The sequence below is a fragment of the Pantoea septica genome (assembly GCF_002095575.1).
Taxonomy (GTDB): Bacteria; Pseudomonadota; Gammaproteobacteria; order Enterobacterales; family Enterobacteriaceae; genus Pantoea; species Pantoea septica.
In genome coordinates this window covers 104,091-120,241 of record NZ_MLJJ01000007.1, presented here as the reverse complement: position 1 = coordinate 120,241, position 16,151 = coordinate 104,091, and the positions used below count along the sequence as shown (strand labels likewise).

The 16,151-nt window shown below is 49.0% G+C and carries 19 protein-coding genes and 3 pseudogenes; 6 read left to right on the top strand and 16 right to left on the bottom strand.

Annotated features, from left to right (window positions below; all coding sequences use genetic code 11):
* Positions 1-23 precede the first annotated feature (23 nt).
* On the top strand, positions 24-305 hold the full coding sequence (locus HA46_RS05870) for a hypothetical protein (protein WP_033791706.1): 282 nt from the start codon (positions 24-26) through the stop codon (positions 303-305).
* A gap of 80 nt (positions 306-385) precedes the next feature.
* Here the strand turns inward: HA46_RS05870 and HA46_RS21450 are convergent, their stop codons facing one another.
* Positions 386-514, bottom strand: coding sequence for a hypothetical protein (locus tag HA46_RS21450; RefSeq protein ID WP_255351578.1), 129 nt, complete (start codon positions 512-514; stop codon positions 386-388).
* 263 nt (positions 515-777) lie between these two features.
* On the opposite strand from HA46_RS21450, the gene HA46_RS05865 reads away from it, so the two are divergent.
* On the top strand, positions 778-1,653 hold the full coding sequence (locus HA46_RS05865; protein ID WP_084882896.1) for an SMP-30/gluconolactonase/LRE family protein: 876 nt from the start codon (positions 778-780) through the stop codon (positions 1,651-1,653).
* A gap of 84 nt (positions 1,654-1,737) precedes the next feature.
* Here HA46_RS05865 and HA46_RS05860 read toward each other — a convergent pair whose 3' ends face one another.
* The gene (locus tag HA46_RS05860; RefSeq protein WP_084882893.1) at positions 1,738-2,931 is read right to left on the bottom strand and encodes an L-lactate MFS transporter; all 1,194 of its coding nucleotides are present in this window, start codon (positions 2,929-2,931) and stop codon (positions 1,738-1,740) included.
* Positions 2,932-3,207: 276 nt separating this feature from the next.
* Here HA46_RS05860 and HA46_RS05855 point away from each other — a divergent pair, with 276 nt between their 5' ends.
* Positions 3,208-3,444, top strand: coding sequence for a hypothetical protein (locus HA46_RS05855; protein ID WP_084882889.1), 237 nt, complete (start codon positions 3,208-3,210; stop codon positions 3,442-3,444).
* A 35-nt stretch (positions 3,445-3,479) separates the two neighbouring features.
* Here HA46_RS05855 and HA46_RS05850 read toward each other — a convergent pair whose 3' ends face one another.
* Positions 3,480-4,379: a DMT family transporter gene (locus HA46_RS05850; RefSeq protein WP_084882886.1), complete on the bottom strand. Its 900-nt coding sequence runs from the start codon at positions 4,377-4,379 to the stop codon at positions 3,480-3,482.
* Between the two features lie 202 nt (positions 4,380-4,581).
* On the opposite strand from HA46_RS05850, the gene HA46_RS05845 reads away from it, so the two are divergent.
* Positions 4,582-5,433 carry a helix-turn-helix domain-containing protein gene (locus HA46_RS05845; RefSeq protein WP_033791943.1) on the top strand — a complete coding sequence of 284 codons (852 nt, stop codon included), beginning with the start codon at positions 4,582-4,584 and terminating at the stop codon, positions 5,431-5,433.
* A 75-nt stretch (positions 5,434-5,508) separates the two neighbouring features.
* A pseudogene (locus HA46_RS21035) lies at positions 5,509-5,628 on the top strand (SMR family transporter); the annotation flags it as partial.
* Between the two features lie 133 nt (positions 5,629-5,761).
* Here HA46_RS21035 and HA46_RS21535 read toward each other — a convergent pair.
* The 13 genes and pseudogenes from HA46_RS21535 to HA46_RS05775 all read right to left on the bottom strand — a co-directional run.
* Positions 5,762-6,238: a hypothetical protein gene (locus HA46_RS21535; RefSeq protein WP_425298743.1), complete on the bottom strand. Its 477-nt coding sequence runs from the start codon at positions 6,236-6,238 to the stop codon at positions 5,762-5,764.
* 178 nt (positions 6,239-6,416) lie between these two features.
* On the bottom strand, positions 6,417-6,881 hold the full coding sequence (locus tag HA46_RS05830) for a DUF943 family protein (protein WP_084882881.1): 465 nt from the start codon (positions 6,879-6,881) through the stop codon (positions 6,417-6,419).
* Entirely contained in the window at positions 6,865-7,716 is an 852-nt protein-coding gene (locus HA46_RS05825) for a YPO3983 family protein (protein ID WP_084882878.1), read from the bottom strand. The genes HA46_RS05830 and HA46_RS05825 overlap by 17 nt, the downstream gene beginning before the upstream one ends.
* 64 nt (positions 7,717-7,780) lie before the next feature.
* Positions 7,781-8,179 (bottom strand): hypothetical protein, encoded by a 399-nt coding sequence (locus HA46_RS05820; RefSeq protein ID WP_084882875.1) that lies wholly within the window; start codon positions 8,177-8,179, stop codon positions 7,781-7,783.
* Positions 8,180-8,562: 383 nt separating this feature from the next.
* Complete coding sequence (locus HA46_RS05815; RefSeq protein ID WP_084882872.1) at positions 8,563-8,910, bottom strand: hypothetical protein; 348 nt, start codon at positions 8,908-8,910, stop codon at positions 8,563-8,565.
* Positions 8,911-9,072: 162 nt separating this feature from the next.
* Positions 9,073-9,537, bottom strand: coding sequence for a DUF943 family protein (locus HA46_RS05810; RefSeq protein WP_084882867.1), 465 nt, complete (start codon positions 9,535-9,537; stop codon positions 9,073-9,075).
* Positions 9,527-10,372 carry a YPO3983 family protein gene (locus HA46_RS05805; RefSeq protein WP_084882864.1) on the bottom strand — a complete coding sequence of 282 codons (846 nt, stop codon included), beginning with the start codon at positions 10,370-10,372 and terminating at the stop codon, positions 9,527-9,529. Before HA46_RS05805 ends, HA46_RS05810 begins: the two co-directional genes overlap by 11 nt.
* A gap of 657 nt (positions 10,373-11,029) precedes the next feature.
* The gene (locus HA46_RS05800; protein WP_084882861.1) at positions 11,030-11,494 is read right to left on the bottom strand and encodes a DUF943 family protein; all 465 of its coding nucleotides are present in this window, start codon (positions 11,492-11,494) and stop codon (positions 11,030-11,032) included.
* Positions 11,478-12,329 (bottom strand): annotated as a pseudogene (locus tag HA46_RS05795) (YPO3983 family protein). Before HA46_RS05795 ends, HA46_RS05800 begins: the two are co-directional and overlap by 17 nt.
* A gap of 137 nt (positions 12,330-12,466) precedes the next feature.
* Positions 12,467-12,697 carry a hypothetical protein gene (locus HA46_RS05790; RefSeq protein WP_084882856.1) on the bottom strand — a complete coding sequence of 77 codons (231 nt, stop codon included), beginning with the start codon at positions 12,695-12,697 and terminating at the stop codon, positions 12,467-12,469.
* 276 nt (positions 12,698-12,973) lie between these two features.
* Positions 12,974-13,426, bottom strand: coding sequence for a DUF943 family protein (locus HA46_RS05785; protein ID WP_084882852.1), 453 nt, complete (start codon positions 13,424-13,426; stop codon positions 12,974-12,976).
* On the bottom strand, positions 13,419-14,222 hold the full coding sequence (locus tag HA46_RS05780) for a DUF3289 family protein (protein ID WP_084882848.1): 804 nt from the start codon (positions 14,220-14,222) through the stop codon (positions 13,419-13,421). The genes HA46_RS05785 and HA46_RS05780 overlap by 8 nt, the downstream gene beginning before the upstream one ends.
* 255 nt (positions 14,223-14,477) lie before the next feature.
* Positions 14,478-14,957, bottom strand: a pseudogene (locus HA46_RS05775) (tyrosine-type recombinase/integrase); the annotation flags it as partial.
* Between the two features lie 744 nt (positions 14,958-15,701).
* Here HA46_RS05775 and HA46_RS05765 point away from each other — a divergent pair.
* Entirely contained in the window at positions 15,702-16,136 is a 435-nt protein-coding gene (locus HA46_RS05765; protein ID WP_084882845.1) for a hypothetical protein, read from the top strand.
* The last annotated feature ends 15 nt before the right edge of the window (positions 16,137-16,151 follow it).

Below are 16,151 nucleotides of genomic sequence, written 5' to 3'. Positions count from 1 at the left end.
GCAACGAAAGGAAGAAAGAAAAAATGAAATCAATTATCGTCGGCGCGACGGCGCTGTTATTGCTGTGCGGATGTAGCGTCAGCAAACCCGGGGGCTTTGAACGCGTTGATGAAGATCCGAGCGCAAATACGGTGCAGTACCGTTACGATCCGCAGAAATTAAATCGAGATGCAATGGAGCTGGATCTGGCGGATTATTGCAGCAAGAAAGGTTTTGATAAGGTGGAAGCGCTGACGCCGCAGGAGAGTCATATTCCTGGGCTGAAAACCAGCTGGTTTCAGTGTAACTACGCGCTGAAAAGCTAATCGAGCTAAATAGTAAAACGGGCGGGTAATATCCCGCCCTTTTTTATTTTATTATTTTATGCTGTGTGAAATCTTTGCCCTTAGCGGTGATGATGCCAGCCATGCCCGCCGCCGTGATGCCAGCCGCCGCCATGACCTCTGTCGATAATGCACCCGCTTAGCATAGATATAACGGCAAAAACGGTGGCAACTTTAACGATTTTTTTCACAGAAAGTTCTCCTCTTTTCCGATAGGTACGACATTACGCCGGAATAGTGGAGTGATGATGCAGCGAATGTAGAGTTATTTAGAGAGATATTACGGGATATTTCAGCGCCAGGGTTCAGTAGAGGTGCATTAAATAAGCCTATCGGAACAGGCTGAATAAAAAGGATTATCGGCAAGACAATTCTGAAAAGCAAGCGCGGCGTTTTTACCCGCTTAAGCGAATACCGGCTAAAGTATGCTGATGCGAAATAAAAAGGAGCGATGATGAAGCCTGAAGTAAAAAATGTGCTGGCGTTGCAGGCGGAGCTGGCCGAGTGTCCCACCTGGTCGGCGCGCGATCAGGTGCTGTGGTGCGTGGATATCCTGGCGCCCGCCATTCACCGCTTCGATCCGCGCAGCGGCGCGCTGGAAAGCTTTCCGCAGCAGGAAGAGGTCGGCTGTATCGGCCTGCGCGAGCAGGGCGGAGTGATTGCGGCGCTGCGCAGCGGCGTCTGGCTGCTGGATGAGCAGGGCAGACCGCAGCGTAAGATTGCCGATAACCCGGGCGAGGCGGCGAAAAGCCGCTTTAATGACGGGCGCGTCGATCCCTGGGGCAATTTCTGGTGCGGCAGCCTGTGGGAGCCGCAGGATAAGAATGGCGCGCTGCTGTGCCGCGTAACGCCATCGCTGGAGCTGGAGGTGAAAGCGCGCGACATCAAGATCTCCAACGGCGTCGCCTTTTCGCCCGATCGCCGCTGGATGTACCACAGCGATACGCCGAATGAAGTGCTCTATCGCTATCCGCTCGATGCGGACGGCGAGCCGGGCGCGCGGGAAATCTTCCGCCAGTTCGACGCCGCAGGCGGCTTGCCGGACGGCGCGGCGGTCGACAGCGAAGGCTTTTACTGGTCGGCGCAGTTCGACGGCGGGCGCGTCGTGCGTATCGATCCCGTCAGCGCGCAAATTGTTGACGAGATTGCGCTGCCGGTGCGCTGGCCGACCATGGTCGCCTTTGGCGGCCCTGACCTGAAAACGCTCTATATCACCAGCTCGCGCGAGGACCGCACCGAAGAGGAGCTGGCGCGCTATCCGCAGTCAGGGGATATTCTGGCGGTAGAGGTGGAGGTAGCGGGTATTGCGGAGCCGCTGTTTCCAGGATAACGCGCAGGTCATCACTTAACCCATAAAGGCGCGGGCGCCATGGCGCCCGCGCTGCTGCTCAGCTCCGCTGCAGCATCTGCTCTGTCAGCGGGGCTCGCGCTGAGGCAGGCGAATCATCAGCGACAGCAGCAGCGACATCACCAGCAGCGTCATAATCAGGCTGAAGGTAACGGTAAAGCCGCCGAACAGTGAGGCGATCAGCGAGCCGAGCACGCTGCCGATGCCGAAGCCCAGATAGAGCAGCCCGTAGTTTTTCGTCAGGTTATTGAGGCCGAAGAAATCGCTGACCAGCGACGGGAAGACGGTAATGGTGCCGCCGAAGCTGAAGGCGACGCAGGCGAGCGAAACAAAAAAGGTGGTCTCATTCATGCGGGTAAACAGCAGAATACTCATGCCCGCCAGCGAAATAATCTGCGCCAGTGAGATCACCCGGATACGCGCCATCTTGTCAGAGAGCACGCCGAGCACCAGACGACCGCTCAGGTTGGCGATGGCGATCGCCGTTACCGCATTAGCCGCGGTTTGCGCGTTGAGGTGCACCAGACCTTCGCCGATATCTTTCGCCACGCCAATCACATAGAGACCGCTCATGCAGGCGGTCAAAAACATCAGCGCCAGCATCCAGTACTGCGGCAGACGCACCGCCTGCGCCAGCGTATAGTCGCGCGCCTGCTGCGCGCTCTGACCCGTGGCGCGCTGAACCGGCGCGTCGCGCATCAGCAGCGCGCCGAGAATAATCATGCCCATCGCCGCCAGGCCCCAGATAATAAAGGTCTGCTCCAGGCCGACCGCACCCAGCAGCGCGCCGCAGATAAATTTAAAGCCCAGGCTGCCCAGGCCGTACGCGCCGATGGCGCAGGCGGAGATCACGCCCTTGCGTTCGGGGAACCACTTCACGCAGTTCGACAGGGTCATCAGATAACCCGCGCCGTCCGCCAGCCCGACCATCACGCCTGCGCTGAGATAAAGCATCATCAGATTGTCGGCATGGGCTGTCAGCCAGAAGCCGGCCGCCATCAGCAGACCCGCGCCGATAGCGACGCGTCGTACGCCGAATCGCTCCTGCAGCTTGCCCGCCAGCGACGAGGCGACCGCCAGACCGAGGCTCAGCAACCCAAACGAGAAGGCGACCTGACTTACCGTCGCGTCGAGTTTTGACGCCAGCTGCCCATTAAACAGGCTCCAGGTATAGACCGAACCCAGCGCGAACTGGGTGATAACCGTGCCGGCCAGGGTAAGCCAGCGGGTGCGTTGGTAGGATGATGACGTCTGATTCATGATTTTTCTCTCCCGTCCGGGGATCTGGACACTAACGCCAGATTAAAACGAGGCTACGCGCGCGCGACGAGAAAAGGCATGAGCGGGATGAAACGCGTCATGAAATGCCGCTGTCAGGGTATGAATGGCAGCGAATCCGCTTCGCTAAAGTATGTTCAATTCAGCAACCTGATAATGATTGGTTACCTGAAGTAACCAGATGTGTCTCCCGGCCGGTTTTGCCAGCAAAAAAGCAGAATATTTGCCAGGCTTAAAGCTCACTTTACAGGAGGAAATATGAAAGACCGAGCATATGAATCCCTTAGTTGTGAGGATGAAGTCCGCTGCATCATCGGTCAGGCAGTGATTGAACTCAGCGATGAGCAGCAGCCCGTGACCAAATCCACACTGGCGTTGAAATTGCTCTCCATGGCCGACCAGGACAATGACGATGAGCGCGTGCTGCTCTACTGGATAGCGCGCAAGGCGATTAACCGCCCTCACCAGCTTACCCCTGTGCAGCGCCGGGCATGACGCTCAGCGGGGCGGGCGCAAGCCCGCTCTTTGCCTCAGCCGGGAACGCGCCTGCGCCATGCCGGCAGGCGCGCAAACATCGCCAGATTGCCTGCCAGAATCATCGTTAATCCCATAAAGCCCTCCGCATGCCACTGGTAACCTTCATACAGCGTCGACAGCCCCAACGCCACTAGCGGGAACAGCAGCGTGCTATAAGCGGCCTGACTGGCGCCGATGCGGCCGACCAGCGTGAAGTAGGCGCCGAAGCCAATCACCGAGCCGAAAATGGCCAGATAAGCCACTGCGCCCAGCCACTGCCGGTTCCAGACGGGTTGTAGCGATTCTCCCTGCAGCAGCGTCACCAGCGCCATCGCCAGCGCGCCATAGAGCATCGCATAGCTGTTGGTCGTCAGCACATCGCGCTGCAGGCGCTGATGACGCAGGCTGATCATATTGCCCAGCGAAAATCCCAGCGTGCCCAGCGCGCTCAGCCCAATACCCCATAACAGCTGGGCAGAAGCTTCGCTGCCGTGCAGATCGCGCCAGAAAAGGGCCACCATTCCGCCAGCGCCGAGCGCGGCGGCCGGCAGCAGCCGCAGGGAAGGGCGCTGCCGGAAGAAGAGCCAGCCGTTAAGCGCGTTATAGAGCACCGCCATCGAAAAGATCACCGACTCCAGCCCGCTGTTGATCCAGGCGGCGGCGTGATAAAAGCAGAGAAAATTAAAGCCGAATACGCAGCAGCCCTGCAGCAGGCAAAAGAGATGATCGCGCGGCGTCAGCGCACGCAGACGCCGCATCGCCTTGAGCGCCGCCAGCATCACCAGCGACGCCACGATAAACCGCCAGAACACCGCCGCACCGACGCTGCCGCCGCTGGCCGCCTGCTGGGCATAGATCGCGATCCAGGTGGTGCCCCAGATCAGCACCACGGAAAGATATAAACAGAGATTCATCGCACGCCTCCTTGAATTCAGGCCGCAGTATCGCCGGGAAAGCGGCGGACGGCTTGCAACGACTTGCGGCGCACTTGCAAATTCTTGCGCTTTTTTATCGGTCGCGTCGGATAAGACTGTTCTCTTCAGGCGGCTCTTCATACACTGGAGGCCTGTTAGCAGGAGAACGCCCGTGAACGCCCCGACTTACCAGACTTTCGAAATGCTGCAACGCCATAAAGCCCAGCTGCGTCACCACGCTAGGCTTAGCGACGGCACGCAGCTGGCGCACTGGTTCAACAGCGGCGATCGGGTGACCAACCTCAGCAACCATCACACCCTCAGCCTCTATATCGCCGACGGCTACGATACCTGGCATAAAACCCCGAACGGCTGGCGTAACGGCGGCGGGCCGGATCGTTTCTGTCTGATGCCCGCCGGCGTCGAGTCCACCTGGGATCTGCGCTCCGATCTCTCGTTCGTCCATCTTTACTGTTCCGAAGCGCATTTGCGGCAGCTGGCGGAAGAGACGTGGGATCGCAGTCCGGCGCACCTTCAGCTGCACGAGAAAGTCTTCGCCAGCGACGATCGCATTACCCAGCTCTATCGCCACTTTCTGCTCAGCTGCGACTGGCAGCAGCCCGCCAATCAGCTGATGCTGAGCAGCGCCTCGACGCTGCTGCTGACCCATCTGCTGCAGCGCTACAGCGACGTGCGCTGGCGCGCGCCTCAGGCGCGAGGCGGCCTGGCGCCTGCGGTGCTGCGTCGCCTGCTGGCCTTTATCGATGCGCATCTCGATCGGCCGCTGACGCTGGCGCAGCTGAGTCACGAAGCGTCGCTAAGCGAGTTTCACTTCGCGCGCATGTTTCGCCATTCGATGGGCGAAGCGCCGCACCAGTACGTGATGCGACGTCGCATGCAGCGTGCGCAACAGATGCTGGCGGATGCCTCGCTTTCGCTGACCACCATCGCTTTCAGCTGCGGGTTCCATTCGCCCAGTCATTTCAGCAACCGTTTCAGGCAGATCCATGGCGTTTCGCCTTCGGCTTACCGTAACGGCCAGCGGGGCGCGTAAAAGAGCGGCCCGCTGGCTTGTAAGGGGAGCAGCGAAGGGGTAATACGCCAGGAACAACGACAATAAACAGACGGGTATTCCCTGTGGTGCGGCTTTGGCATTGTCAGCGTCACGATTTGCTCAATGATCCTCTACAAACAAAAACCGGATATCCCGGTAATTCTCGCCATGATGCTGATTATTTCCGGCGGTATCAGTGATTTCACCCTGGTCGCGTCGCGCATTTTTAACGAAAAAAACTGCACTCAGACGGATTCTTCAACGTTGACTACGCAAAGGCAGGCCGGTGCTTTTTTCTCTCGACAAGATTAAGGCTAACCGGGCTTGCTCAGTTCAGAAAGCAGGCAATTTCTAATTGAGCCAGCTCTCTTACCGAGGGGGCGACATGAGTATTGATATGAGCAAATTGGCATATGGCGCATCTGCCGGGACAATTGCCAGCGGTCTTCTGACCCGGCTTAGTCCCGATGAATGGAGTGCTGCAGGCGTCCTGGCCGGTATCCTCGTCGCGCTCTTCACGCTCGCGATCAACTGGTGTTACTAACGGAAAGCCACGCTGGCGCAGATTAAAACTTTCCAGCGCAGGCCGACCGCGCCCGACCTCCACGAGGAATCCTTCACGGTTCCACAGCTCCCGTATGTCGTCCATCAACATATAACAGGCTAGGGTGCCCTTCTTTAACCAGGCGTTAAGATGGCGAAGTTCTAGCTTAAATAGCGGTGCCGTGGCGTTGAGCGTCGCAAGTCCAACAGTCATTGACGGATTTTCAAAGGGATAAATAAGGGGCTTTGATTCAGGTTGCATCTGTTACGGTCGCCATCCACGCAATCGTCTTACTGAAAGAGGGTTAAGGCAGGCGGTAAGGCGTTGCCGCTTTTCTCTCCGTCGAGATAGCCTCCTGAGCTTATGATACTTATGCAGGGCTGATGCAAGCCGGGCAGGAGATGATTTTATTGCTGTCTCTACGCGAGGGCGGCAAAGACTAATCGGATTCGTCTTTTACTATCTTCCCGTTTTTCCTCATGCGATATATTTCATCATGGGTAGTAAAAGAAAGTCCCATGTTTTTACTGTCACTAACTGAGAAAACTCTGTTTTTTTCTATACAGTTTTTAGGTGGTTTCATATCTTCAAAACACAGCCTGTCATATTTCCCTTCTTCTTTGTATCCGTCACCAAAATACCAAAAAATGACAGTGAATAAACCCTCTGAGTCAGGCTTTGGAATACCATATTTTTCTTTCAACATATTTTTATTTTCCAGCCACCAGCTTATTTTCCCCTTATCTGTCGGTGGGAAGCTTCTAACTAAAACATCGCTATAGTTATTTTCCTGATGAACCGCGACAATTTCTACAGGACGTAAACACAGCCAAATCCAGTAACTCAGCAAAACACAAACAGCCAGAAAAAACAGAATCAAGATTTTTTTATTTTTTACTGTCACTGCGCCCTCCTGTGATTTCTACGGTTGCTTCCATATTGGTCATAAATGGCTTGAAACCAAGCTGGTTATATCGCTGTAGCACAAACCAGATGCGGAAAAAGCGGAACTGGTTGAACTTGAATTTTGAAATATCATCAACATCAAGGCCAAAGTGATCCTGGACTTTATAATTTACAACTGCCCGATAGCTGTCATTATCAACCTGTAACGATTTTATGGTGACGTGCGTTGCCCAGGTATCATGCACGGTGATTCCCATACCGTTGAAATTATCCTGGAAGCGGTCAAATTTAGGGAGTTTTCCACGGGATATAGCAATCCTTAATTGATCTTTCTTGCTTATCTGTAAGCATTTATTTTCCCAGTCAACCGCTGTGCTAAATGCTTCTTTCAATAACAGGCGAGTACTGTTATCTGGATTGTTATCTCGGATAATGTGATCCTTCAAAGCACTGTCCAGGTGCATACTGGTGAACGGTTTGCCATTACCGTACTGCATATGGGTGATCATCTTTTCGATTAGGTGTTTGTATGGGCCATAAATCGAGAACAGGCGCGATAAATCGCGGAACTCATCAAACAGGATATTGGTGCATTGCTGCCGGGTGATCTTTTCCCCTTCTCCACGGGAGCCGTAAAACATAGACTGTGGCTGATTAAACGGGGTGATTTTCGTCAGGGTATAAGGATTGGTCCTGGTTGAAACATCCACCAGCCCGTAATGAGATTTTAACTGTGCTTCGCTCAGGTCGCCGCAGCGCATATCACTGGCGCTGTAGTCGTCCATCCTTTTTTGAGTTTTGAATAGGGTACAGGGGAGCTGTAGTGCGGCCATCGTGACACATTCCTTGTGTTATCGTCCGTGGAGTTCCTCACAGGGAATAATACGCGGTGAAAGGTCAGAGTGTAAACATTGTACAGCCTCTGCCCGTAATTTTTTGCAGCACGTCTGTACGCTGTGAAACCTGCCGGGATGAATTGCTGATAGCGTTGCTGGTCATGGAGGCAATCGGATTGCTGGCCGCTGTCTGTAACTGCACCTGACCGCCATACGTCATATCCTGTGCTGGTGGCGCTGGCGTAACAGGTTTTGCTTCGCTTTCGGCCTTCGCTACTTCGTCCTCGCCCATGCCGAACCAGCCTTTCACCTTCTGCCATGCTTTGCCGATTTCGCCAAAGCCTTTCAGGGCAATACCCACCACCTTATCAATCAGCTTTTCCAGCCCGTTCCACAGTTCGGATATTTCTTTGCCTGCGCTGGTGAGGAAGCTAAAGACGGTATCGCCTGCGTCATCCATTGCAGCGGATCGGTGAGCAGCATCGCAAACGGATCCTACAGCGCTGTTACTTCCTCTTTCGACGCCTGAAGGAATTTATTCAGTTCGGGGAATTTTATATTTCGGGTGGCGATGGTGGTGGTGGAAATGGCGGTACAGGAGCCTCTAACCCTTTTGGTGGGGGCGGGGGGGTTGCTAAGGCCGGGAAAGCTGCGGGCGACAATGCATACCCGGCTTACGGTTATGCTTTCAGATGGGTTGAAGCCGTGGATCATTGCCTAAATCTTTTGTGCCTCATAGTGAGGTAGTACCGGTTCTGGCATTGGAAAATCAAAAGACGTGAAGTCAGCGGAGTTTATCCCTTTGTCGGTGTTACGAGCAGCGGTAGGGGATTCTTCGCAATCTTACTGATACAGAGCCTCGGCGGGTATCAATGCAAAAAACACTATAAGCTGGCGTCTCGCCTGCTTCTGTTCGACTCCACTCCATATCAGTTGACAACTTGCAATCAGCTTACAGTTTTTAACTTTCCCGGATACCTTTTCTAACGGCTCTCCGAACCCTTCACGGTTCCACAGTTCCCGTATGTCGTCCAACAGCAGATAGCGGGCTATTGTGCCTTTCTTAAACCAGGCCTCAAGATGGCAAGGCTCGATCCTGAAAGAGGATTCTGTAGCATTGATCGCCGCGAGGCCAACAGCTATTGAGGGTGTTTCAAAAGGATACCTGAAAGGCTTTGGTTCTGATTTCATCTGTTACGTTCGCCTCACACACCAGCGTCTTACTAAAGGAGTTGAGGCAGGCGGTAAGGCGTTACCGCTTTTCTTTCCGTCGGGATAGCCTCCTAAATATTTTACTACATGACGGTCAGGAAGAATGATTTTGTTGTAGTCTCTACGCGAGAGAGAGCGGTTCTATTCACGATGAATTTTCATTATCTCCCCGTTATCTTTTAATTTATAACGCCCTTCATAAGTAATAAACATCTCTCTTTCATAGTTAAATCGTTTGATAGTAAATACTGGTTCTTTATCGATGCAGTTCATTTTTGTTCTCATATCATCAAAACATAGTCTGTCGTATTTTTCTTCTTTATATCCATCACCAAACAACCAAAAAGTTAGATAAAAAGAGCCATCCTTATCAGGTATGGGGATTTGATATTCTTTCTCGATATTTTTGCTATTTTCCAGCCACCAGCTAATTTTCCCCTTGTCGGTTAAAGGGAAGTTTTTTACTAAAATAGCGCTGAAGCCACTACTTCTGTGGTGAACTGCAACAATTTCAACCGGGCGTGAGGTCAACCACAAAAGATAGCCCGCCAGCGCACAGCCGGCAACAACAAAAGCCAACAGAATTTTTTTTAGGTTAGTTTTCATTACTACCTCCTGTAATCTCTACAGTGGCTTCCATATTGGTCATAAATGGCCTAAAGCCAATCTGATTGTACCGCTGGAGAACAAACCAGATGCGGAAGAAATGGAACTGGCTGAATTTTGTTTTCAGTATATCATTATCGTCAAGTCCGAAGTGATCCTGTACCTTATAATGTACCATTGCTCGGTATCGGTCATTTTCAATATGTAGTGATTTTATAGTGATATGTGTTGCCCAGGTATCGTGAACGGTGATTCCCATCCCATTAAAGTTATCCTGGAATCTGTCAAATTTAGGTAGCTTACCAAAAGATATTACTTCGTATAGTTTTTCTTTTTTCACAGTTGGATAGTATTTATTATTCCAGTCTATGTTTTCATTAAGAGTTTCTTTTATTCTCAATAATGTACTCTTCTCAGTTTTATCATTAAAAATATGCTCCCTCAATGCCCGGTTCAGCGAGATATCACTGAAGGGTCTGCCATTACCGTTTTGCATATGGGTGATCATCTTCTCAATCAGATGGCGGTATGGCCCATATACCGAAAACAGGCGGGATAGCTGACGAAACTCATCAAACAGGATAGCGGCACACTGCTGGCGAGTAATTTTTTCACCTGCTGGACGCAGATTACAACAGAACATGGACTGAGGACGATCCATTGGGGAACGCCGGGTCAGTGTATAAGGGGCAACCCGGTCAGAAATGTAATCCAGGCGGTAATGGAATTTTAACTGTGCTTCGGTTAAGTCGCCGCAGCGCATATCTTTAGCGCCGTAGTCGTCCATACGATTTTGGGTAGTGAATATGGTACAGGGAAGCTGTAGTGCGGCCATCGTGACACATTCCTTGTGTTATCGTCCTTTGAGGTCTTCACAGGGAATAATACGCGCTGGGGGGTTAAAGTGTAAACTTTGTACAGTCCCTGCCCGTAATTTTTTACCGTTTTCGGACAGGGGAATAGTGGACAATCTATGCTCTCAGGCCATCCTCAAAATGCCATGTGACATCTTTAAGATTTCCGAGGATCTCCTGCGCAATGCCTTTCCATATCCGTTCGACAATTTGCATTCAGCGTACACTTTTTAACTTTACCGAACATCTGTTCGAACGGCACCCCGACCCTTCACGGTTCCACAGTTCCCGTATGTCGTCCATCAGCATATAACAGGCTATGGCGCCCTCCTTTAACCAGGCGTTAAGATGGCGAGGTTCTACCCTGAAAGGTGGTTCTGCGGCATTGATTGCCGCGAGGCCAACAGTCATTGAAGGATTTTCAATAGGATACCTAAAAGGGCTTTGGTTCGGGTTTCATCTGTTACGGTCGCCATCCACGCAATCGTCTTACTGAAAGAGGGTTAAGGCAGGCGGTAAGGCGTTGCCGCTTTTCTCTCCGTCGAGATAGCCTCCTGAGCTTATGATACTTATGCAGGGCTGATGCAAGCCGGGCAGGGGATGATTTTATTGCTGTCTCTACGCGAGGGCGGCAAAGACTAATTGGATTCGTCTTTCACTATCTTCCCGTTTTTCCTCATGCGATATATTTCATCATGGGTAGTAAAAGAAAGGCCCATGTTTTTACTGTCACTAACTGAGAAAACTCTGTTTTTTTCTATACAGTTTTTAGGTGGTTTCATATCTTCAAAGCAACGCCTGTCATATTTCCCTTCTTCTTTGTAGCCATCACCAAAATCCCAAAATACTATGGAGAAAAACCCGTCATCTGCAGGTTTTGGAATATTATATTTTACTTTTAAAATATCCTTATTTTTTAGCCACCAGCTTATTTTACCCCGATCAGTAAAAGGAAAGTTTCTTACAAGAACAGAGCTAAACTCCCCATCCTCATGAACCGCTACAACCTCTACCGAACGTAACGACAGCCACAGGAAGACGCCCAACAGGGCGCAGCCAATCAGTAACAGAGAATAAAGCATTTTTTTATTTATTACTGTCATTTCGCCCCCCTGTGATTTCTACGGTTGCTTCCATATTGGTCATAAAAGGTTTAAAACCGAACTGATTGTATCGCTGGAGTACAAACCAGATGCGGAAGAAATGAAACTGGCTGAATTTTGTTTTCAGTATATCATCGCTGTCGAGGCCGAAGTGATCCTGCACCTTGTAATGCACCACTGCCCGGTATCAATCATTTTCAATGTGCAGTGAATTTATAGTGATATGCGTTGCCCAGGTATCATGAACGGTAATACCCATGCCGTTGAAATTATCCTGGAACCTGTCAAATTTGGGTAATCTGCCATCCAGAATGACTTTTCTTAGCCTGTCTTTCTCCTCTGCTGGAAAGAATTTACGTTCCCAATCGATATAGGTATTAAATGCTTCTTTCAATAACAAACGTGTGCTATTTTTTGTCCTGTCATTAAGAATATGCTCTTTCAATGCCCTGTCCAGTGCCATATCCCGGAAGGGCGTACTATTGCCGTTCTGCATGTGAGTGATCATCTTTTCGTTCAGATGGCGGTATGGCCCATATACCGAAAACAGGCGGGATAGCTGACGAAACTCATCAAACAGGATAGCGGCACACTGCTGGCGGGTAATTTTCTCACCTGCTGGACGCAGATTACAGCAGAACATGGACTGAGGACGATCCATTGGAGAACGCCGGGTCAGTGTATAAGGGTCAACCCGGTCAGAAATGTAATCCAGGCGGTAATATGATTTTAACTGTGCCTCGGTCAGATCGCCGCAGCGCATATCACTGGCGCTGTAGTCGTCCATCCACTTCTGGGTTTTAAATAGGGTGCAGGGAAACTGTAGCCCGGTCATCGTGACACATTCCTTGTGTTATCGTCCGTGGAGTTCCTCACAGGGAATAATACGCGGTGAAAGGTCAGAGTGTAAACATTGTACAGCCTCTGCCCGTAATTTTTTTGCAGATTCCAGGCAGGGGGATAGTGGTCGCTTTACGCTCTCAGGCCAACATTAAAATACCATGTGGCATCTTTAAGATTTCCGGGAATCTCCTGCGCTATAACTTTCGCATCAGTGGCCTGCGTCTGGATCTCGATATTGTCGATCCGCACGCCGGTACGCTGTGAAACCTGCCGGGATGAATTGCTGATAGCGTTGCTGGTCATGGAGGCAATCGGATTGCTGGCCGCTGCCTGTAACTGCACCTGACCGCCATACGTCATATCCTGTGCTGGTGGCGCTGGCGTTCTACATCATTGCTATCCCCGCAGTATAGCTTCTTCAAAGTACTGATCGTGTCACTTGTTACATATTTTGAAATGGATGAGTAATCAGTCAGATGAGATTTATCCTGCATAAGCTAATCAACATACCCTTTGTTGAAATTCAGCGCGGCTGTTTCCGCACCTTTAACATTAGAATCGGCAAATGATAAAGGAGTAAAAAGCATTAATGCTAAAAGTATTTTTTATTTTCAATTGTGCCTTGGATTACATGGCTTACTTTTTATAAATTATAGCTTTATCATTACCGGTTTGAAGATAAGTTTTACCGTCTATTGTTATAAAAACTTTACCATTTAGGCTACCCCTAACGACTAACGCTATGCTGTTATAAACACATTTCTTATGCTCGCCATTAGTATCATTAAAGCAAGTATAGTCATCAATTGAACCATCTCTGGTTCCGGTTGGTAATTTTTCATAACCACCGAAATTCATGACGGTAACTGTGAAGTTATTAGGGGTATTGAAGATGTGATATTTATTCTCAAGTAACTCTCTGTTTTTCAACCACCAGTTTAGTTTCCCTTCTGTAGTCATCGGTAAATGTTCTACAAAAACCGCACCATTATCAATTCTGACTATTTTAGCTGGTCTTATAATAATCCATATGCAGTATGCTATTATTAAAGAAACTAAAATTACTCCAATCCTTTTATAGTTAAACATTGTTTTCTCCTGTCAATGTTATAGTGGCTTCGAAATTTGTGAAAAATGGCTTTTGAGTCAAATGCTTAGCCCTCTGTAAAACGAACCATATTCTAAAGAAAGTAATAGAGTTGAATTTAGCCTTTAATATATCTTCTTTATCTAAGCCAAAATGGTCTTGTGCTCTGTATTTGACAACCGCAGTATATTTATTTCCCTGGAAGGTCAAGCTTTCGATAGAAATTTCTGTGCTGTTTATGTCATGGACGGTAATCCCCATACCATTGATGAAATCTTTCCATCTTGTGTATTTAGGTAAATGGCTTTTAGATAACACAGCTGAAGAATGTTCTTTCGTCAATTCGGACTTGTTGAAATCAAATTGCTCGATAGTGTTTTTAATTATGGATAATGTGCTATCGGCAGAGTTGTCACTCAAAATGAGATTTCTGTAGGCATTGTTCATAGTCGGATGCTGATAATCTTTTCCATTACTGCGCTGCATATGATTGAAAAGATCTATGATCAAGCCCTGGTATGGTCCTCGGAAAGAAAAGACATAGCCCTGAGATCTCAGTTCATCGTATAACATCCCTATGGCTCTTTCTCTACTAACTGGCCGGATGGAGTTAGTAGCGGGATGCTGATAAGAGGGACCAAAAGTATTCCAGTCTATGAAAGTTGATACTTGTCCAAGATGATAATGCTTTTTCAGTGTATCAACATCCATGTCGCCACTTTGCATGTCATCGGCATTTCTGTCATTGAATCTTTTTTTTGTGGTGAAGATGATTAGTCTTTTATCGATTCCTTTCATTCCAAATCAATCCCTTTCAGTTAAATAAGTAACTATCATACAATTTTACCGCAATCCTGAAATTAATATTTTCCTTAACGTTCAGTTATTCGAAAAGGTTATGGCGTTTTTCCCATCAAAGTAGAGTGCCTTAACAAGTAAGCAACTATTCTTTATCAATTGCGCTTTGCTTTTGGACAAAGTGAATCAATAGATAAGAAATTTATTTAGAATGTAAATCTCAAGAAGTTCCTGTTTACAGGATAATTATCCGTCTCAAAATCCTGAACCTTTTGAAAAGGAGAAAGGTGTTAGTGCCCCTTTTTTACATGCTTCGAGGTAGTCAGCCCACCATTGCAACATAAGTCTCCGTTCTTCCAAATGCTCCGCTTGATGTATGTATGCAGCTCGGACACTGTTGCGTTCCTGGTGGCTGATTTGTCTTTCCACAGCATCTCTCGACCATAACCCCGATTCGATTAAGGCACACGCTATAGTCCTGACACCATGCCCGCAGGCTTCTGCTTTCGTATCGTAGCCCATCGTCCTGAGTGCTTTGTTGAGGGTGTTTGCACTGACAAGTTTGTCGTCCCTGGTAAAACTATTGAACATAAGTTCTTTATCACTACTGATCGAGTGAAGCTCTTCCAGGAGCGCTTTAGCTTGAGTGCTTAGTGGAGCCAGATGTGGGGTTTTCATCTTTGCCCCTCTTGCAGAATATTTTACCCCCTTCATAGGTTGTCGCTTTCCGGGAATGATGCATACCATTACCGTCTGTCAATTTGACAGGTTTATCAGAAGGCTTTGTATTTCTTATTGTTAACTCAGTGAGCGCCATACTAAAACCCATCTTCTGATGGTATCTGCATTTTCGAACTTAAAATACCAACACAGGTACCAACAAAACAGCGTGGGTTTTGAAATATGACGGTGTACGTTAACGGGCTACAAAAGGAAGGTAAGTATTTGAAGTTGAAGAGTTGACTGGACTTTAAAATACTTAGGTGGGCTAACATATGGCGCCCTGCAGGATTGAATAATAAAACATATGTATATGTTATATAATGTTTTTTATGCATTATATAATTCCACATACCCCCAAAAGTACCCCCAAATGTTTTTATGACCTCAAAGTCAGCCCATTTTTTAAACAGCGATTAATGACTGCGTCACACTTCTACTTTGACGCTGACCTAGATAGCTGATCCAGATGTTTTGATATGTCTTATAGATACTGAAAGATCTGGATCATCAAATAGGAAAGCGCATGATGAGCCTTAGGCCGCGCTTGCGTTATATATATGCAAAAACATGTAGTTCAGTTGGTTCAGTTGGTTCAATTTGTAAAGATTCTTGTTTTGTAAGGTTTATTTTGGAAAAAGTGAACCAACACAGCCCCCAATTGAACCAACAACGGGACAGTATGAACCAACAATTTTTCATGTCTTACACTGTCTTACGATGCTAAAATGCTCACTTCTCCCCTGATGCTGGTGACCTATGAGCAAATCCCTTTCCGTTACTTTCCGTGTACCAGCCGAACTAAGCGAAGCTTTTACTGATGCTGTTAGCGCTGCTGGTGGTGATAAAACAGCATGGCTGGTCGATGCTATTCGGCAGAAGATGAGCCTGCCAGAGACTAATCCTAACGCTCGCTTAATGTCGCTGGTGGAACGTATGGAAGTGGCCGCGGCTGCTCTTATCATCGGTAAGCAGGGTGTGCCGGGTTTGCCATACGATGAACAGGAGGTGATCCGCATCATTGCAGAGACTATCAATCAGGGCTTTGACAATGGTCGCATCATCGCAGAACGACTTAACGATGCAGGCTATCAGACGAAAGCTGGTAAGGCGTGGACTAAAGATATATATAGCGCATGGAAACGTCAGGCAGACCATAAAGCTAAAGTCGATGCGGCCATGCTCAGAAATTAGTAACCTGAACGGGTA